The organism is Kitasatospora sp. NPDC101108 (genome assembly GCF_055584725.1).
Genome location: NZ_JBVJLM010000001.1, coordinates 287,327 through 304,917, shown reverse-complemented (window position 1 = coordinate 304,917; position 17,591 = coordinate 287,327). Strand labels below are relative to the sequence as shown.

The window sequence follows — 17,591 nt, the reverse complement described above, 5'->3', positions numbered from 1 at the left end:
CGCACCCGTCCTTCGGACCAGAGTCGACCCGCCGTCACCGGGAGGCCCTCTACCGGCTCTACCTGGGCCTGCTGCTGGTCGCGGAGTGCGCCCCGCGCGGCTTCGGCGAGGACCACCTCGGGTTCTGCCGCCGGATGCTCTCCGAGGCGGTCGCCGGGCTCCGGTCGCCGGGACAGCCGCCGCTCCACGAGCACCCGGGCATCCGCCCGCACCCGTTGGCCACGTGAACGGAGGAACCACCTTGTCCTACAGCATCCGCGCGGGCGGCCTGGAACGGCACACCGGCGCAGAAGTCCTTCGCATCGAGCCCTGGGGACCGGACGCCCTGCGGGTGCGTGCCGCGTCCGGGACGATCGACCCCGCCGCCCCCGGCGCCCTGGAGGCCCCCTCGCCCTGCCCGCACGCCGAACCGTCCGTCTCGGACGACGGAAGCGCCCGCCTGGTCAACGGCCGCATCGCCGTCGAGGCCTCGGCGGACGGCCGGCTGAGGTTCCGCGACGCCGCGTCGGGCCGCGAACTCCTCGCCGAGCGGAGGCCGGAGACGCACCACACCGGCCCTCGCGTACACGCGCCGGGCGGCCGGACGGAACAGTCCTTCGCGGCGTACGACGGCGAACGGCTGCACGGCCTGGGGCAGCACCTGCACGGGCGCCTGGACCAGAAGGGCTGCGTGATCGACCTCGTCCAGTCCAACACCGTCGCCGCCGTCCCCTTCCTGCACTCCTCGCGCGGCTACGGACTGCTGTGGAACAACCCCGCCACCGGCCGGGTGGAACTGGGCGCCGATGCCACCCGGTGGACCGCCGACGCGGGCGGGCGCATCGACTACTGGATCACCGCCGGCGACACCCCGGCCCGGATCCTGGACTCCTACACCCGGGCCACCGGTCGCCCGCCCCTGCTCCCCGAATGGGCCTTCGGCTTCTGGCAGTCGAGGCTGCGCTACCGCACCCAGGACGAACTCCTGGCGGTGGCACGGGAGTACAAGGAGCGCGGCCTGCCGCTGTCCGTCATCGTCTGCGACTTCTTCCACTGGCCGAGGATGGGCGACTGGCGTTTCGAGGAGAGCGAGTGGCCCGATCCCGCCGCCATGGTCAAGGAGTTGTCGGACCTCGGGGTGAAGCTCGCCGTCTCGGTGTGGCCCACCGTCGAGCCCGACAGTGACGCGTACGACGGGCTGCGCTCGGCCGGGCACCTGGTACGGGACGCGGGCGGCGGCCTGCTCACCTTCCCCTGGCCGTCCCGGTACAGCAGTGAGGCGCTGATCCGCCCGATGGCCTACTACGACGCCACCCACCCCGGCGCCCGCGCCGCGCTGTGGCAGCGGCTGAACGACAACTACCGTTCGCTGGGCGTGGCCTGCTTCTGGCTGGACGCCTGCGAGCCCGACCTCCCCCCGGACATCGCCGAGCGCGCCGTCTACGCGGCCGGGCCGGCCGCCGAGGCCGCGAATCTCTACCCGCTGGAGCACGTCCGCGGCGTGGCCGAGGGTCTGCGCGCGGCGGGCGAGGACCGGCCGCTGTCGCTGGTCCGCTCCGCCTGGGCGGGCAGCCAGCGGCACGGGGCCCTGCTGTGGTCCGGCGACATCCCCACCACCTTCGACTCCCTCGGGCGCCAGATCAGGGCGGGACTGAACGTCGCGATGAGCGGCATCCCCTGGTGGAACACCGACATCGGCGGCTTCTTCGGCGGCGACCCGGACGACCCCGGGTACCGGGAGCTGCTGATCCGGTGGTTCCAGTACGGCACCTTCTGCCCCGTCATGCGGCTGCACGGCGACCGCGAGCCCAACTTCCCGGCCTTCTCCACCGACATGACCGGCGGGCCCAACGAGGTCTGGTCGTACGGCGAGGAGGCCTACGGCATCCTCCGCGACCACCTGGCGCTGCGCGAGCGCCTGCGCCCGTACCTGCACGGCCTGTCCGAGGAGGCCCACCGCACCGGCGCCCCGCCCATGCGACCGCTGTTCTTCGACTTCCCCGAGGACGAGCGCGCCTGGGAGGTGGACGACCAGTTCCTGCTCGGCCCCGATCTGTTGGTGGCACCCGTGTACGAGGCGGGCGTCCGGGCCCGCCGGGTGTACCTGCCCTCCGGCACCCGCTGGCTCGACCCGGCCACCGGCGGCGTGCTGGAGGGCGGCACGACGCTCGACGCCGAAGCCCCGCTGGAGCGCATCCCGGTCTTCGTACGGGAAGGCGCCGACGTCGCGGGCCCGCTCGCCTGAGGGCGGCCGGGGCCGGTCAGCTCCCGCCCATGCCGCCCTGGGCGGCGATCATGGTCAGGTTCAGCCCGCCCACCGCCCTCGCCAGCCCCGGGGTCCCGTCGGCGAGCCGGGCGGTGAGCGCGGCGATCCGCTCGCCGTGGGCCCGGCGCTCGTGCGCGGAGAGCACCAGCCGCAGGTGTCCGTGGGCGGCCAGCGCCGCGAGGACGGCGTCGGTGAACGGCACCGCGGCGACCGGGACGCCGCCGCGGACGGCCTCGGCCACCCGCACCTGGAGGTCCAGGGCCTCGCGCGGGTCGTCCACCGCCACCGTCCGGTGCGGTGCGACCGGGCCGTAGGGGTCGCGGTCGGCCACGGTCACCACACCGAGCGCCGCGAGCCGCTCCTCGACGGCCTCCAGGGTGTCCTCCCGGCCGCGCCTGATCCACGCCTTCCAGGAGCGGGGCCGCTCGGCCACCTCCGCGAGCAGCGCGTCCAGGACCGGATCCCCGGTGGCGGCGGCGGAGACGACCCGCACCCGGCCCGCCCCGTCCTCGTCGACGGAGCCCCGGTGGGCGAGCTCGGCCAGCGCGGCGGCCCGCACCAGGAAGCCGGCCCGGGTGCGGTCCTGCAGCGACTGCGCCCGGGTGTCGAACGCCAGCAGATAAGTGTCCAGATGCAGTCCTCGGCTCATGACACCGACGATACGGCGCACCGGCCCGTCCAACCGGGGCGCGTCACGGCGCCGAAGCGTCGACGATCCGTTCGAAGAAGAACTCGTGCTTGAGGAAGGACACGTCGTACTCGTGACCGGGGTACGGCGGGATCAGCTGAGCGGCCTGGAACAGCCGCCAGCCGTCCCGGAGCGCCGCCACTCCCGTCTCGTACGGCGGCTCGTCGCTGTCGCCGGTCGTGGGAGAGGTGCGGCCGGTGCCGTCGTACCTCGCCCAGCCGACGACGGAGGAGTCCAGTGCGGAACTGGACAGGTAGAGCACCAGTACCTGCTGCCGGGCCGAGTCGGTCGTGGCCGTCGTGCCGTTCGTCATGACGCCTTCTCCTCGGGGCGGTTGGAGACCCTGGTCACCCAGTGGTCGAGGTCGTAGCTGTCGTCGCCGGTCAGCGCCCGCCACAGCAGGATGCGGTTGTACCGCTCCAGGCGTCCGGTCGCCCCCTCGTACCACGGGAACATCACGTCCAACTCTGCGTTCACCTGCGGATCGTGGAGGTCCGAGGTGTCCCACAGCCGCTGTTGTCGCACGGTCGGATTGAAGCGGATCTTGAACATGTAGCGCAGCGTGTCGCTGTCGTTGCGCCGGCCCCCGTGCCAGAGGCCGTGGTGCAGGAACACCACCGTCCCGGCCGGGCAGACCAGCCGGTCCTGGCCGCGCAGGTTCTGGTACCGGCCGGTGTCCGACTCGTTGGTCCGGCGCAGATGGCTTCCCGGCACGCTCAGGGTGCCGCCCATCTCCAGCGTCACCGCCTGCGGGTAGTACATCAGTTGCACGTCGAACGCGTCCTGCCGGACGTCGATGATGGCATCCCCGTGCAACGCCTGGGCGTCGCCGCCGCGCGGTTCGCGGGTGTGCACGAAGTGGTGGTCCACCCACGGCTCGGGGCCGACCAGGCTGCGGAGCGCCCCTGCGACCCGCGGCAGTTCGAGCAGCCTGCGGACGAACGAGCCCTCGGGGTAGGCCGCGGACAGTGGCGTTCCGTACGGCACCGGCGGTACGTCGTCGGCCAGTACCTTCAGGCCCTCGGCGTTCAGCTCCGGTGGGACCACCGCGTCCAGCCGTAGCGATCCGTGCGCGACGAAGCGCGCCATCTGTACTGAGCTGAGCAGTTCCTGTTCGTTCTCCATGGCGGCCACGCTAGGCCTGCCCGCGGCCCCGGCGCGTGGGCCGGGTTCACCCTGTCGTGGTTGATTCTCACCATGCCGCCCCGTGGTGGATCGAGGTTCACGGCCCTGGAACGGGCCGCGGACGCCGTGGTAGAACACGTGACCATGCATACGGCCACCGCCCATCTCGACGAGCCGCCGGAACTCGCCGCCGTGGGCATCGCCGTGCACGGGCCGGCCGGCCACGTGGACGTGTTCTCGCTGCCGGACCTGTGGCAGCTCCATCTGTACAGCTACGAGGCCGACTTGACGGTCGACGGCACCGAGCACTCGATCCGTCCCGGCCGGGTCAGCCTCGTACCGCCCGGCACCGAGGTCCGCTACCGCTACCGGGGCCGCTCCGAGCACCTCTACGTCCACCTCCGGCTGGGACGCGGGGGAGCGGCCACGAGCATCCCGGTGATCCAGCAGGCCGGTCCGGAACTGGAACTGCTCACCGCGCAGCTGCAACAGGCCTTGGCCGCCTGGCCGCACACGCCGTCGCGGGCGGTCGCCGAGGTGTGGGGTGCGCTGTGGCGGGTCGCCACGCTCACCCCGCCACGGGAGCGGAGCGCGCAGGCCGTCCATCCTGCGGTGGCAGCCGCAGTGGCCCTGATCGAGGCGCGGCTGGGCGGGCCCCTGACGGTGCCGGAGATCGCGGAGGCGGTCGGCATCTCCCACAACCACCTGACGCGGTTGTTCCGGGGCGCCACGGGGGAGACGGTGGTCGGCTACATCCGGGCCCGGCGGATGGAGCGGGCACGGCACTTCCTGCGCGCCACCACACTCTCCATCCCCGCCGTCGCCGCCTCGGTCGGCATTCCCGACCTGCAGGCCTTCAACAAGACCTGCCGTCGTGAACTCGGGGCGTCTCCACGCGGCATCCGTGCCGCCCGTCCCCTCCCGTAGGGCGCGGCGGACCGCGCGTCGGGGCCGATGCTGCCCTCCTCGGCCCTCATGTCCAGGGGAGGGCTTCTCCCGAACGCAGGTGTTCGCTCAGCCAGAGCGAGGTGTTGCTGACGTGCATCAACGCAGCGGCCTGACTGAGGGAGGCGTCGCGGATCGACAGTGCCCGGAAGATCGCCTCGTGCTCGGCGATGGTCCGGCCCGCGGCCTGGGTGTCGACCAGACCTCGCCAGGTGCGGGCGCGCAGCGTACGCCCGGAGATGCCCTCCAGGACCGTGACCAGGGTCTCGTTGCCCGTGGCCGAGATGACGGCGCGGTGGAACGCGGCATCATGCGCGTTGAGGAGCTCCACGTCGTCATGGGCGTCGCGCATGGCCTCCAGATGCCGTTCCACCTCTGCCAGCTGCTCGTCGGAGATCCGGGTGGCGGCCAGCGCGGTGGCGACCGGTTCCAGGAGCCGCCGCACCTCGATGAGGTCCTGCACAGCGGCGGAGTCGCCCTGCAGCAGCTCCACCGCGCCGCCGAGCCCCTCCAGGAGCAGGCTCGGCTGGAGGCTGGTCACGTAGGTTCCGTCGCCCCGCCGGACCTCCAGGACGCGGGCGACGGCCAAGGCCTTCACCGCCTCCCGGGCCAGGTTGCGGGAGAGGCCGAGCTGGGCGGCCAGCTCCGGCTCCGGCGGGAGCTTCGAACCCGGTGGCAGCGCTCCGCTGCGGATCAGTTCCCGGATCCGCGCGATGGCCTTGTCCGTCAGAGACACCGCGCACTCCTTCCGGGCCCGTCCGCGACAGGCACGTCCGACCTGATGAGTCCCTGGGCGCGGAGATCGTCCCAGAGGGCCTCGGGGAGGTGCTGAGGATGGAGTTCCACGTTCCGTTCGACCTGTTCCGCAGTCCGCATGCCGAGGGTGACGTTGATGATACTGGGACGGCTGTACGGGACCGCGACCGCTGCCGCGGGCAAGGTCGTCCCGTGCGCCGCGCAGGCCGGCCAGGTGCCGCCGACGGCGAGGACGGCGGGGCGGGTGAGGTGGACGGCGCCGGCGGTCGGGCCGGTGGTCGGGCCGGTGGTCAACGGCCCAGCCATCCGCCGTCGACGGGCAGGACGGTGCCGTGGACGTAGGCCGCGGCGTCCGAGGCGAGGAACACGGTGGCCCCGGCCAGGTCCTCGGCCCGGCCCCAGCGCCCGGCCGGGATCCGCTCCAGGATCGCCCTGCTGCGCTGCGGGTCGTCCTGGAGGGCCTGGGTGTTGTCGGTGGCGATGTAGCCGGGGGCGATCGCGTTGACGTTCACGCCACGCCCGGCCCACTCGTTGGCGAGCGCTTTGGTGAGGCCGGCGATGCCGTGCTTGGCGGCGGTGTAGCCGGGCACCGTGACACCGCCCTGGAAGCTGAGCAGCGACGCCGTGAAGATGACCTTCCCCTGGCCGCGGGCGAGCATCGCGGCGCCCACCGCGCGGGTGAGGGCGAACTGTGCGTTGAGGTTGACCTGGAGCACCAGGTCCCAGTCGGCGTCGGCGTGTTCGGCCGCGGGTGCGCGGCGGATGGTGCCGGCGTTGTTGACCAGGATGTCCACCGGCCGCTCGCGCCCGGCGAGGTCCGCACCCAGGGCCCGCACCGCGTCCGGGTCGGCGAAGTCGGCGCGGATCGCCTCGAAGGCGCGGCCCGCGGCCGCGACGTCCTTGCCGACGTCGCTGCCGCTCTCCTCCAGGTTGGCGCTGACACCGATGACGTCCGCGCCGGCCTCGGCCAGGGCGCGGGCCATCGCCCGGCCGATGCCCCGGCGCGCTCCCGTGACCACCGCGAGCCGGCCGGTCAGGTCGAAGGCGTTCACGCGACGGCTCCCTCGGTGTCGGCGGTGCAGTCCACCAGGATCTTCATCACGTCGCCGCCGCCCTCCAGGGCCTCGAAGGCCGCGGGTGCCTCGGTCAGCGGCACGACCCTGCTGATCAGCCGCTCGGCCGGGACCGTGCCGTCGGCGACCAGCTCCACCGCCCGCTCGAAGTCGCCGCGGTCGTACAACCGTGCGCCCACCAGGGTGAGTTCACGCCAGAAGAAGCGGTGCAGGTTGACCTCGCGGGGCCGGGGGTGGATCGCCACCAGGCACAGCCGGCCCCGCACCCCCAGCACCTCCACCGCGGTCTCCACCCCGCCGGCCGCACCGGACACCTCGAAGGCGACGTCCGCGCCCGCGCCCTGGGTCCACTCCCGCACCGCCTCGACGACGCCCCCGGCCGCCGGGTCCCAGCTGGGCAGGCCCAACTCCTCGGCCAGCTTCCGCCGGTGGGCGCTCAGCTCCACCACCCGCACCTCGGCCCCGGCCGCCCGCGCCACCAGCGCGATCAGGATCCCGACCGGACCGCCGCCCACCACGACGACCCGCTCACCCGCCCTCACCTGGGCCCGCCCCACATCGTGCACCGCCACCGCCGTGGGCTCCACCAGCGCCGCCCGCTCCAGCGCGAGCGAGCCCGGCAACCGCACCAGCGTGGCAGCAGGCACCGTCCAGCGCTGCTGCATGGCCCCCGGCGAGTCGATCCCGATGAAGTCCAGGTTCTGGCACACATGCCGGTTGCCCTTCACACAGGCCGGACAGGTGCCGTCCCAGCGCAACGGCATCACCGTCACCGTGTCCCCGGGCCGCCAGCCCTCCACCCCGGCACCGACCGCCACCACCCGGCCGGACATCTCATGACCCAGCACGGCCGGGGCGGCGACCCGGGCATCCATGTCCCCGTGAAAGATGTGCAGGTCCGTGCCGCAGATCCCGACGAACGCGGGAGCCAGCACGACCTCCCCAGGACCGGGCTCGACGAGCTCGGCCGGAGCCGTGTCCAGCGTCCGGGCAGCCGTGTATCGCACAGCAAGTGTCATCGTCGCTCCCAAGTCTCTTCAGCGCGGACGCCGATGGTCAGCAGCAGGTTGGCGTAGGTGCGGGTGTCGGCGGTGACGACGGCGAGGGCCAGGTCGGGTGAGCGAGCGGCGTCGTAGAACTCGAAGCGGCCGAGCGTCCCGACGGGGACGGGCGCCAGCATCGAGCGGTACTCGGCGACGGCCGGCGGCTCCGGTTCGCCCTCGGGCGGCACCATCACGTGCGCCGCCTCGACGGGCAGGGCCCGCAGCAGCACGTCGAGCACGGTGGTGACATCCAGCAGGCCCGGCGCCAGGTTGAGATGGACGGTCGCGGCTCGCGGGCCGGTGGCCGTACTCGCCGGATAGTGGCCGTCGGCGAGCAGGACCCGGGCTCCGTGCCCGGCACCCGCCAGGGCTGCGAGGATGCCCGGGTGCAGTAGTTCGGTCAGTAGCACGAGGTGCTCTCCTTCCTTAGTGGCGCGCGTCGACGAGGACCTGGGCGTCAGACACGGGCCGTCCAGACCGGGCCGTCGGGGTAGGCGTACTCCTTGAGCGAGCCCGGACGCATCTGTGCGCTCAGCCCGGGCAGGGCCGGCGCGAGATAGCGGCCGTCGGAGATGCGGACGGGGTCGACGAAGTGCTCGTGCAGGTGGTCGACGTACTCGATGACCCGGTCCTCGGTGGTGCCGGAGACGGCGACGTAGTCGAACATCGACAGGTGCTGGACCATCTCGCACAGCCCCACACCCCCGGCGTGCGGGCAGACCGGCACCCCGAACTTCGCGGCCAGCAGGAGGATGGCGAGGTTCTCGTTGACGCCGCCGACCCGGGCGGAGTCGATCTGCACGATGTCCACCGCGCCGGCCTGCAGCAGCTGCTTGAAGACGACCCGGTTGGCGACGTGCTCACCGGTGGCGACCTTGATGGGGCCGACGGCCTCGCGGACGGCGGCGTGGCCGAGGATGTCGTCGGGGAAGGTGGGCTCCTCGATCCAGTACGGGTCGTAGGGGGCGAGGGCACGCATCCAGTCGATCGCGGGTGCCACGTCCCACCGCTGGTTGGCGTCGACGGCGATGCGGATGTCCGGACCGACCGCATCGCGGGCGACGCGCATGCGCCGTACGTCGTCCTCCAGGGACGCGCCGACCTTCAGCTTGATCTGGGTGAAGCCGTCGGCGACGGCCGCGCGGGCCAGGCGGGCCAGCTTCTCGTCGGAGTAGCCCAGCCAGCCGGGCGTGGTGGTGTAGGCGGGGTAGCCCTCCGCCAGGAGACGGGCGGTGCGCTCCTGGCGGCCCGGTTCGGCACGGCGCAGGATCTCCAGGGCCTCTTCGGGGGTGAGCGCGTCGCTGAGCCAGCGGAAGTCGACCTGGGCGACCAGCTCCTCGGGGGCCATCTCGCCGAGGAACCGCCAGACGGGCTTGCCCGCGCGCTTGGCGGCGAGGTCCCAGGCGGCGTTGACGACGGCTCCGGTGGCCATGTGGATGGCGCCCTTCTCCGGGCCCAGCCAGCGCAGTTGCGGATCGTGCACGAGCGCGCGGGAGAAGGAGCCGAGGTCGGCGCAGACGTCCTCGACGGACAGGCCGACTACGTGCGGGGCGAGGGCCGCGATGGCGGCGGCCTGTACGTCGTTGCCGCGTCCGGTGGTGAAGGCGAGGGCGTGGCCCTCCAGTCCGTCGCCGGCGTCGGTGCGCAGCACCGCGTACGCGGCGGAGTAGTCGGGCTCCGGATTCATGGCGTCCGAGCCGTCGAGGTGTTCGGAGGTGGGGAACCGCACGTCCAGGACGTCCAGGGCGGTGATGCGGGCGGACGCGGGCACGGGGGATGGCATGACGGCGACTCCTGTGAGGAACACGGGGGCGATCCCCCCGCGACGGGACGTGAAACCGGCGGAGGACGGGCGACGGGCGGCGGCCCGCCCGGGTCACTCCTGGACCTTGCCGCCGGTGATGCGGGAGATGGCGAGGGCGATCAGGATGATCAGGCCGTTGAGAGCACCGATCCACTGTGCGGGGACGCCCGCCAGCGTCAGCACGTTCTGGATCATGAAGAGCAGGAGGATGCCGCAGAACGCGCCGAACATGGTCCCCCTGCCGCCGTTCAGGCTGATCCCGCCGATGACCGCGGCGGCGAAGACGGTGAAGATGTAGCCGTTGCCCTGGGCGGAGGCGACCGAGGCGAGGCGCCCGGACAGCATCAGGCCGGCGAGGGAGGCGAGCACGCTGCCCGTCACGATCACGATCCACAGCACCCGGCTGGTCCGGATGCCGGCCGCCTTCGCCGCGTCGGCGTTGCCGCCGACGGCGTAGAGCGAGCGGCCGAAGTTGGTCCAGCCGAGCACCACGATCGCGATCGCGAACAGGACCAGGCACGTCCAGATGGAGGCGGGCATCCCGAACCACTCGGCGGTGCCGAGATAGAGCATCGAGTCCGGCAGCTGGAAGAAGGTCTGCCCACCGGAGATGCCGGTGAGGATGCCGCGCAGGACGATGAGCATGCCGAGGGTGACGATGAAGCCGTTGAGGCCGAAGCGAATGATCATCAGGGAGTTGATCACGCCGACGAGTACGCCCACGGCGAGGGTGACGGGGATCGCCCAGGCACCGGGGAGCAGGCCGAGCCCGTGTCCCGCGCCGGCGGGGACGACCAGCCAGGCCGCCACGCCGGGCGCGAGGCCCATCGTGGACTCCAGGGACAGGTCCATCTTCCTGACGATGAGGATCATCGTCTGGGCGAGGACCAGCAGGGCCATCTCGGACATGGTCTGCAGGACGTTGATGAGGTTGTCGGCCTGCAGGAAGACGGGGTTGACGATCTGACCGACGATCGCGATGACGACGATCGCGGGGACGAGGGCGAGGTCGCGCAGCCGGGCCAGGGGTATCCGGCCGCCGAGCAGCGCCGTGCGCGGTGGCTTGGGCTCCGGGGTCTTGGCGGCCGCGTCCGCGAGGACGGTTTCAGGCATCGAGGTCCACTCCTTCCATCGCGGCCACGAGCTCGTGGTCGTGCCAGCCGCGGGCCATCTCCGATGTCACCCGGCCCTGGAACATCACCAGGACCCGGTCGCACATGCGGAGGTCGTCGAGTTCGTCGGAGGCGATGAGCACTCCCGTGCCGGTCCGCGCCGTCTCCTCGACCTTGCCGAGGAGGAACTCCTTGGAGCGCACGTCCACGCCTGCGGTCGGGTTGATCAGCACCAGCAGGCGGGGGTCGTCCGCCAGCGCCCGCGCCATGACGACCTTCTGCTGATTGCCGCCCGAGAGCGCGGAGACGGGCAGCTCGGGTCCTGGCGTCTTGATCGCGAGCTTCTCGATCATGTTGCCGGCGAGCCGGTCGCGTCGGCCACGGCTGAGGAATCCGTTCCTGCCGATCCGGTGGGGAACGGACAGTGTGGCGTTGTCGGCGATCGACATGTCGGGCACGAATCCCTGGTGGTGCCGGTCCTGCGGGACGAACCCGGCACCTGCGACGAGGGCAGCGGGAACACTGCCGGGCCGAGGCCGCCGCCCGGCGATCGTCACCTCGCCCGCCTGGGCCGCCCGCAGCCCCACCACGGTCTCGGCGACCTCGGTGCGACCGCTGCCGGCGGCACCCGCGAGTCCGACGACCTCCCCGGCGCCCACCTCGAAAGTGACGTCACCGTAGGCGGCACCGCCGCTCAGTGCCTGCACCGAGAGCGCCGGCGTGGCGGTGGGGTCGAGGCTGCTCGATCGCACCTGAGGCCGGTCGACCGCCGCCTCGCCGGTCATCGCGGCGACCAGTTCGGTGCGGGGGAGTTCCGCGACCGGAGCGGTCACGATGTGCCGGGCGTCGCGGAACACCGTCACCATGTCGCAGATGTCGTAGACCTCCTGGAGGTGGTGGCTGATGAACATGAAGGTCACGCCCTGGTGCTGCAGGTCGCGGATGCGCTCGAAGAGGCGGGTGATGGCCGCTCCGTCGAGCTGGGCGGTCGGCTCGTCGAGGATGATGAACCGGGCGCCGAAGGACAGCGCCCTGGCGATCTCCACGAACTGCCGCTGCTCCACGCTCAGATCGCCGGCCGAGGTCTGCGGGTCGACGTCGACGGACCACTCCGCCAGCAGTTCCCGCGCCTGCCGACGAACAGCCGGCCAGCTGATGAGCCGGCCGCGGCCGCGGCTGTGCCGGTTCAGGAACAGGTTCTCGGCCACGGTCAGGGTCGGGATGATCGTGGACTTCTGGTAGACGCAGGCCACGCGTTGTCGCCAGGCGTCGCGATCCGCCAGCCGTGGCGCTGGGCTGCCGCCGAAGGCGACCGTTCCGTCGTCGGGGGCCTGCAGGCCGGTGAGGACCGACACGAGCGTCGACTTGCCGGCCCCGTTGCGGCCGACGAGTGCGTGGGTCTCGCCGGGCCTGATGGTGATCCGGGCGCCGTCGAGGGCCACCGTCGGACCGAATCGCTTGACTATGCCCGTCGCCTCGACGACGGGCGGGCCTGCCTGGGACCGTCCGTCGTCCGCCGGGGCGGGGCCGGGGCTGACTGCTCGCTCCCCGTCGCTCATCACAACCGCCTTGGAATCGTTCGCCGTTGGGGCCTGACCGGGCAGGTCAGCCCAGGTTGTTGCCCCACAGGGAGGTGTCGTCGCTCTTGACGCTGGGCACACCGCCGTAAGTGCCGCCGTCGCGGGTGACCAGGGGAGCGGGGAGCTGGTCCTCCAGCAGACCGGGACGGACCTGGATGATGGTGCTGCCGTGGTCGGTCGTGCCCGGGGCGAACGTCTTCCCGCCGATCGCCGCCTGCACGTAGTACAGGGCGTACTTGGCGTACAGGTCGGCCGGCTGGGAGACGGTGGCGTCGATCTTGCCCGCCGCGATGGACTTGAGTTCCTCGGGGATGCCGTCGTTGGACACGACGAAGACATGCTTCTTGTCCGCCGGGTCGACCAGCAGGCCCTTCTGCTTGAGGACCTGGAGGGTGCCGGCCAGCGCGAAGCTGGACTCCATGTAGACCCCCTTGATGTCCGGGTTGGCGGTCAGGTCGGTCTGGAGCTTCTGCGCGGCGACCGCGCCGTCCCAGTTGGTGGCCTCACCGAACACCTTGATGCCGGGGTAGTTCTTCTTCATGCAGTTGTTGAACGCCTCGGTGCGGTCCCGGCCGTTGATGGAGTCCAGGCCGCCCTCCAGCATGACGACCTTGCCCTCGCCGCCCAGCTTCGTGCCGAGGTACTGGCAGGCCTTCTCGCCGTAGGCGCGGTTGTCCGCCCGTACCACCATGAACACGTTCCCGTTGTCGGGGCGGGTGTCGATGGTGACGACGGGGATCTTCTTCGCCTCCAACTGCGCCAGCGTCGGCGCGATGGCGGCGGTGTCCTGCGGCGCCATCGCGATCCCCTTCACACCCTGGCTGATGAAGGTCTGTGCGTTGGCGGTCAGCTTGGCGACGTCGTTCTGCGAGTTCGTCGTCTTGAGCGACAGGCCCAGCTGTCCGGCGTATCCGGGCGTGTACTTGATGTACGAGTTCCAGAAGTCGGTGTCGGAACGCGGGTAGTCGACCCCGACGAGCGGCGCGTCGCCCGACGCGGCTTTGGTGCCCGAGCCGCCGCTGCAGGCGCTGAGCAGCGCCAGGGCGGACAGGGCCGAGACGGTGGAGCAGAGTGCGGTCCTGAGTCTCATCGGTACTTCCTCGCGCTGGTCCCTTGAGCGGGAGAGAGTTGTGCCGGGCGGCAGTTGGTGGGGTGACCGCCACACCGGAGAGATGGGATGTATGTATAGGCGGCGGTTGGGGTGATGTCCAGGCATCGCGCAAAATTGCTGGATGGAGAGTCCGATCGAGCGGTGAAGGATGGGCGGGGAGACAGAGAAGTCCCATCAATGGCTCGGCTCTGACGCACCGGCGGCCCGCCCGCGGACTCCGGCGTCGCGTTCCTGCTCATGCCCGTGGCGGTCGAGTGCGAAGAGTCGCCACGGGGTAGGTGCCCAGGGGGTGCTCGGGGCGACGGCGGTGAGCGTGGTGTGGCGGTGGGCCACCCGGTTGCGAAAGTCGTTGCCGACATCTTGACGTGCCCGGGCGGGCGGGTATTGACTCCGCTCACATTGAAGATCTCGCCGTCTCCCGACCAGGAGGGCTCACTTCGACCCTGAATTGTTAGCGCTAACATTCTTCGCCGTACTGAGCCTCCGCCGACTTGTCGACGGCAGCGCCTTCACGCACGGCCGGCCGGGGGTGCACCTCTGCGCCCGCCCTCGCCCCTGCCGGGGGACGCACCCGTCCGGGGCTTCCGAAGTCCGACGGGCGGCGGTGAGGCTTCCCCGCCAACCGACCCTAACTCCTGGCGCGCGCCGTCAGGTTGCACGCAGGTAAACACAACGAGCCGTGTGACAGCCGCACGCCTCGGACAAGGAGATCCCCATGCACAGACAAGGTTCCACCCGCAGGCCCCTGTCCCTGGTGCTCACAACCGTCGTCGCGGCCCTCGTGGCGTTGGCGTCGACGCTCGTCGCAGCCCCGGCGCAGGCGGCCACCAGCGGCGCCTTGCGCGGTGCGGGTTCCGGCCGGTGCCTCGACGTGCCGAACGCCAGCCAGACCGACGGAACGTTCCTGCAGATCTGGGACTGCTCGGGCGGGACCAACCAGCAGTGGACGGTGACGTCCGCCAACCAGCTAACCGTGTACGGCAACAAGTGCCTGGACGTTCCGGGCCACGCCACCGCGGCCGGCACGCGGGTGGAGATCTGGTCCTGTACCGGCGGTGCGAACCAGCAGTGGCGGGTGAACGCCGACGGCACGGTCGTCGGCGTGGAGTCCGGGCTGTGCCTGGACGTGTCGGGCGCCGGTACGGCCAACGGCACGGCGGTGCAGCTGTGGAACTGCATCGGCACCAGCAACCAGCAGTGGACCGGCCTGTCCGGGACGGGCACCACCTGTGCGCTTCCGTCGACGTACCGGTGGACCTCGACCGGTCCGCTGGCGCAGCCGGTGAACGGGGGAGCCGCGCTGAAGGACTTCACCGACGTGGTCTACAACGGCAAGCACCTGGTCTACGCGACCTACTCCGACGGAACGTCGTGGAAGTCGATGGGATTCGCTCCCTTCACGAACTGGTCGGACATGGCCTCGGCCACCCAGACCGTCATGTCCTCGTCCGCGGTGGCGCCCCAGCTGTTCTACTTCGCGCCCAAGAACACCTGGGTGCTGGCCTCGCTGGGGTGGGGGACCGCCTGGCCCTTCACCTACCGCACGTCCAGCGACCCCACCAACCCCAACGGCTGGTCCGCGCCGCAGGCGCTGTTCACCGGCAGCCTCCCCACCGGCGGCCCGATCGACCCGACCCTGATCGCCGACGACCAGAACATGTACCTGTTCTTCGCCGGTGACAACGGCAGCATCTACCGCGCGAGCATGCCGATCGGGAACTTCCCCGGCAGCTTCGGCTCCTCGTACACCACGGTCATGAGCGACACGGTGCAGAACCTGTTCGAGGCCCCGCAGGTCTACAAGGTCCAGGGCCAGAACCAGTACCTCATGATCGTCGAGGCTCGGGACGCGAACGAGCACCGCTACTTCCGCTCCTTCACCGCCACCAGCCTGAACGGCTCCTGGACCCCGCAGGCCGCCACCGCGAACAACCCCTTCGCCGGCCTGGCCAACAGCGGTGCCACCTGGACCAACGACATCAGCCACGGCGACCTGGTCCGCAACAACCCCGACCAGACCATGACCGTCGACCCCTGCAACCTGCAGCTCCTCTACCAGGGCAGGAACCCCTCCTCGGACGGCACTTCCTACATCCAACTGCCGTATCGGCCGGGTGTGCTCACCCTGCAGCGCTGACCCGCCCCGCTCCACCCGAGAACCGGTACCCCACGCCTTGAGTAACCCCGGCCGCGCGGCGGTCGGGGTTTGGGCGCGCGGTGCGTGGACAGCCGTTCTCGGGCTTCCAGGTCGAACACACGGATTCGCCGATGCACCTCGGGACGTGGGGGAGCCCCGGCCGCCGGTGGCACCGGCGGCCGGGGCGGGGAGGACGGAGGTCAGGAGGCGGTGCCGGTGACCGTGTTGCCGGACTTGGTCAGGTGGTAGGTGACGGTGTCGCCGGTCCAGAAGCGGAAGGTGAGCGTGACCGGGGCGCCGTCCTTGAGGGACTTGAGGAAGTCGGTCTTGACGGTGGTGGTGTCGGCGCCGTAGTCGGCGCGGTAGTTGTCGAAGGTCTGGTAGGTGGTCCAGGAGGCCGGTCCGGCGGCGGTGCCGTCGGCGTAGGTGGACTGCACGTTGGCCATCAGCGCGCCGTTGAACCGGGTGGGGATGGTGAGTCCGTCGGCCGTTCCGGTCGCGTCAGCCATCGTCGGCTTGTCGTACGAGCGCACGAAGAGCTTCCAGGGGACGCCGTCGGAGTAGCGGACCTCAAGGGTCGCGTCGATCCCGGCGGCACGGTCGCCGGCGAGCCGGGTGAGGGCGTCGGCGGTCAGGGTCAGCCGGTCGTCGTCGAGCGTGTAGTCGATGTACGGGATCAGCGGGCGGTCTCCCTGCCACAGGCCGGCGAACCAGAGGCCGTTGCGGTTGAGGGTGATGGTCTGGGCGCCGATCGGGCCGGACTTCGGCAGGAAGATGTTGTCGGTGGAGGCCGTGCCCGAGCGGGTCCGCCAGGAGCTCTGGATCAGGGCCTTCATCTCGGGGACCTGCCACTGCATGGTGCCGCGGTTCAGGAAGTCGTTGGCGGCGTCCCAGACAGCGGAGGTCATGCCGTTGCGCCGCGCCTCGTAGTTGACCTGTTCGAAGTACTTCAGCATCTCGCCGCGCTCGACCACGCCGGAGTAGGGCGAGGTGAGCAGACCGTACTCACCGAGGTAGACGGGGATGCCCTTGGCGACGAAGGTGTCGTGCACCCGGGCGAAGCCTTCGGTCAGGTCCTTCTGGGCCGTGGCGTCGTAGGTGGTCCCGTTGGCGATGTTCACGCTGAACGGGTACCAGCTGTAGTAGTGCACGGTCGCGACCAGGTTGCGGTCGTGCAGCGAACTCATGGTGGTGGACAGGTCGTCGAGCCAGTGCTGGGCGTTGTTGGTCTCCTCCGAGGGCAGGACGAGCAGGCGGTCCTTGTTCCTGCCGCCGGAGTGGCGGACGATGTCGTGGAACGAGGTGTTGAGTTCCCGCAGGTACTGGGTCTTCTGGGCGTCGGTCGCGTCGGCGAACTGCGGTTCGTTGATGCTCTCCATGAGCAGTGTGCGCGGCTCGTCCTTGAAGACGGTGGCGATCTGCTGCCAGGTGGAGTTGAACCGGGCCACGATGGTGTCGTGGTCGGTGGACATGTACTTGATCCACTGCCACGAGTCGTGGTGGACGTTGATCTCGACGTAGAGGCCGTCCTCCAGGGCGAGGTCGACCACCTGCTTGACCCGCTTCAGCCACACCGGGTCGATGGTGTACGGGGCGGTGGTGGACTGGTGCGGGTACCAGGTGACGGGGATCCGGACGCTGCGGAAGCCCTGGGCCCTGAGGCCGTCGAAGGTGGCCTTGGTGGTGAGCGGGTTGCCCCAGGAGGTCTCGTCGGGAATGGCGTCGAGGGTGTTGCCGAGGTTCCAGCTGGGCTGCATCTGTGCCACGGCGGCCATCGGGTCGTGCGGGACCCTCGCTCCGGCTGCCTCGCCCGCCGACGGGGCCTTCTCGGCGGGGGCGGCGATCGCCGTGCCGCCGCAGAGGGCGCCGGTGGTGACCAGGGCCACCAGGAGGCCGGCCGTCCGGTGGAGCCGGCGGTTGCGGGTGCGTGCGCTCTGCTGTGCGTCGTTCACGGGTCGTCCCTTTCGGGTGA

At 71.1% G+C, this 17,591-nt stretch carries 15 protein-coding genes and 1 pseudogene; 3 read left to right on the top strand and 13 right to left on the bottom strand.

Going from position 1 to position 17,591, the window contains the following annotated elements:
• Nucleotides 1-241: 241 nt before the first annotated feature.
• The gene (locus ACZ6Z8_RS01410) at nucleotides 242-2,224 is read left to right on the top strand and encodes a glycoside hydrolase family 31 protein (protein WP_465605099.1); all 1,983 of its coding nucleotides are present in this window, start codon (nucleotides 242-244) and stop codon (nucleotides 2,222-2,224) included.
• Nucleotides 2,225-2,240: 16 nt separating this feature from the next.
• Here the strand turns inward: ACZ6Z8_RS01410 and ACZ6Z8_RS01405 are convergent, their stop codons facing one another.
• The 3 genes from ACZ6Z8_RS01405 to ACZ6Z8_RS01395 are packed head-to-tail and all read right to left on the bottom strand — an operon-like array spanning nucleotide 2,241 to nucleotide 4,058.
• Nucleotides 2,241-2,894, bottom strand: coding sequence for a GOLPH3/VPS74 family protein (locus tag ACZ6Z8_RS01405; protein WP_465605096.1), 654 nt, complete (start codon nucleotides 2,892-2,894; stop codon nucleotides 2,241-2,243).
• 43 nt (nucleotides 2,895-2,937) lie between these two features.
• Nucleotides 2,938-3,246, bottom strand: coding sequence for a hypothetical protein (locus ACZ6Z8_RS01400; RefSeq protein ID WP_465605093.1), 309 nt, complete (start codon nucleotides 3,244-3,246; stop codon nucleotides 2,938-2,940).
• Complete coding sequence (locus ACZ6Z8_RS01395) at nucleotides 3,243-4,058, bottom strand: phytanoyl-CoA dioxygenase family protein (RefSeq protein ID WP_465605091.1); 816 nt, start codon at nucleotides 4,056-4,058, stop codon at nucleotides 3,243-3,245. The genes ACZ6Z8_RS01400 and ACZ6Z8_RS01395 overlap by 4 nt, the downstream gene beginning before the upstream one ends.
• Nucleotides 4,059-4,202: 144 nt before the next feature.
• Between ACZ6Z8_RS01395 and ACZ6Z8_RS01390 the strand changes: the two genes are divergently transcribed.
• The gene (locus ACZ6Z8_RS01390) at nucleotides 4,203-4,985 is read left to right on the top strand and encodes a helix-turn-helix transcriptional regulator (protein WP_465606296.1); all 783 of its coding nucleotides are present in this window, start codon (nucleotides 4,203-4,205) and stop codon (nucleotides 4,983-4,985) included.
• A gap of 46 nt (nucleotides 4,986-5,031) precedes the next feature.
• Here ACZ6Z8_RS01390 and ACZ6Z8_RS01385 read toward each other — a convergent pair whose 3' ends face one another.
• The 9 genes and pseudogenes from ACZ6Z8_RS01385 to ACZ6Z8_RS01345 form a co-directional block, all read right to left on the bottom strand.
• On the bottom strand, nucleotides 5,032-5,739 hold the full coding sequence (locus tag ACZ6Z8_RS01385; protein WP_465605088.1) for a FadR/GntR family transcriptional regulator: 708 nt from the start codon (nucleotides 5,737-5,739) through the stop codon (nucleotides 5,032-5,034).
• Nucleotides 5,730-5,963: pseudogene (locus tag ACZ6Z8_RS01380) on the bottom strand (aldo/keto reductase); the annotation flags it as partial. The pseudogene ACZ6Z8_RS01380 and the gene ACZ6Z8_RS01385, both read right to left, overlap by 10 nt.
• An 86-nt stretch (nucleotides 5,964-6,049) precedes the next feature.
• Nucleotides 6,050-6,811, bottom strand: coding sequence for an SDR family oxidoreductase (locus ACZ6Z8_RS01375; RefSeq protein ID WP_465605085.1), 762 nt, complete (start codon nucleotides 6,809-6,811; stop codon nucleotides 6,050-6,052).
• Nucleotides 6,808-7,851, bottom strand: a complete 1,044-nt coding sequence (locus ACZ6Z8_RS01370) for a zinc-dependent alcohol dehydrogenase (RefSeq protein WP_465605083.1) — start codon at nucleotides 7,849-7,851, stop codon at nucleotides 6,808-6,810. Before ACZ6Z8_RS01370 ends, ACZ6Z8_RS01375 begins: the two co-directional genes overlap by 4 nt.
• Nucleotides 7,848-8,285 (bottom strand): RbsD/FucU domain-containing protein, encoded by a 438-nt coding sequence (locus tag ACZ6Z8_RS01365; protein ID WP_465605080.1) that lies wholly within the window; start codon nucleotides 8,283-8,285, stop codon nucleotides 7,848-7,850. Before ACZ6Z8_RS01365 ends, ACZ6Z8_RS01370 begins: the two co-directional genes overlap by 4 nt.
• A 47-nt stretch (nucleotides 8,286-8,332) precedes the next feature.
• Nucleotides 8,333-9,658 carry an enolase C-terminal domain-like protein gene (locus ACZ6Z8_RS01360; protein WP_465605077.1) on the bottom strand — a complete coding sequence of 442 codons (1,326 nt, stop codon included), beginning with the start codon at nucleotides 9,656-9,658 and terminating at the stop codon, nucleotides 8,333-8,335.
• A gap of 93 nt (nucleotides 9,659-9,751) precedes the next feature.
• Complete coding sequence (locus ACZ6Z8_RS01355) at nucleotides 9,752-10,792, bottom strand: ABC transporter permease (protein ID WP_465605074.1); 1,041 nt, start codon at nucleotides 10,790-10,792, stop codon at nucleotides 9,752-9,754.
• On the bottom strand, nucleotides 10,785-12,350 hold the full coding sequence (locus tag ACZ6Z8_RS01350) for a sugar ABC transporter ATP-binding protein (protein WP_465605071.1): 1,566 nt from the start codon (nucleotides 12,348-12,350) through the stop codon (nucleotides 10,785-10,787). Before ACZ6Z8_RS01350 ends, ACZ6Z8_RS01355 begins: the two co-directional genes overlap by 8 nt.
• Before the next feature lie 46 nt (nucleotides 12,351-12,396).
• Nucleotides 12,397-13,461, bottom strand: a complete 1,065-nt coding sequence (locus tag ACZ6Z8_RS01345; protein WP_465605068.1) for a sugar ABC transporter substrate-binding protein — start codon at nucleotides 13,459-13,461, stop codon at nucleotides 12,397-12,399.
• 736 nt (nucleotides 13,462-14,197) lie between these two features.
• On the opposite strand from ACZ6Z8_RS01345, the gene ACZ6Z8_RS01340 reads away from it, so the two are divergent.
• Nucleotides 14,198-15,619 carry a non-reducing end alpha-L-arabinofuranosidase family hydrolase gene (locus tag ACZ6Z8_RS01340; protein ID WP_465605065.1) on the top strand — a complete coding sequence of 474 codons (1,422 nt, stop codon included), beginning with the start codon at nucleotides 14,198-14,200 and terminating at the stop codon, nucleotides 15,617-15,619.
• A gap of 200 nt (nucleotides 15,620-15,819) precedes the next feature.
• Here the strand turns inward: ACZ6Z8_RS01340 and ACZ6Z8_RS01335 are convergent, their stop codons facing one another.
• Nucleotides 15,820-17,571: a cellulase family glycosylhydrolase gene (locus ACZ6Z8_RS01335; RefSeq protein WP_465605062.1), complete on the bottom strand. Its 1,752-nt coding sequence runs from the start codon at nucleotides 17,569-17,571 to the stop codon at nucleotides 15,820-15,822.
• Nucleotides 17,572-17,591: the final 20 nt, after the last annotated feature.

Coding starts and splice junctions, on each gene's coding strand:
- ACZ6Z8_RS01360 (WP_465605077.1), bottom strand. CDS start 9,658: ATGCCATCCCCCGTGCCCGCGTCCGCCCGCATCACCGCCCTGGACGTC.
- ACZ6Z8_RS01390 (WP_465606296.1), top strand. CDS start 4,203: ATGCATACGGCCACCGCCCATCTCGACGAGCCGCCGGAACTCGCCGCC.
- ACZ6Z8_RS01340 (WP_465605065.1), top strand. CDS start 14,198: ATGCACAGACAAGGTTCCACCCGCAGGCCCCTGTCCCTGGTGCTCACA.
- ACZ6Z8_RS01345 (WP_465605068.1), bottom strand. CDS start 13,461: ATGAGACTCAGGACCGCACTCTGCTCCACCGTCTCGGCCCTGTCCGCC.
- ACZ6Z8_RS01370 (WP_465605083.1), bottom strand. CDS start 7,851: ATGACACTTGCTGTGCGATACACGGCTGCCCGGACGCTGGACACGGCT.
- ACZ6Z8_RS01355 (WP_465605074.1), bottom strand. CDS start 10,792: ATGCCTGAAACCGTCCTCGCGGACGCGGCCGCCAAGACCCCGGAGCCC.
- ACZ6Z8_RS01405 (WP_465605096.1), bottom strand. CDS start 2,894: ATGAGCCGAGGACTGCATCTGGACACTTATCTGCTGGCGTTCGACACC.
- ACZ6Z8_RS01400 (WP_465605093.1), bottom strand. CDS start 3,246: ATGACGAACGGCACGACGGCCACGACCGACTCGGCCCGGCAGCAGGTA.
- ACZ6Z8_RS01395 (WP_465605091.1), bottom strand. CDS start 4,058: ATGGAGAACGAACAGGAACTGCTCAGCTCAGTACAGATGGCGCGCTTC.
- ACZ6Z8_RS01350 (WP_465605071.1), bottom strand. CDS start 12,350: ATGAGCGACGGGGAGCGAGCAGTCAGCCCCGGCCCCGCCCCGGCGGAC.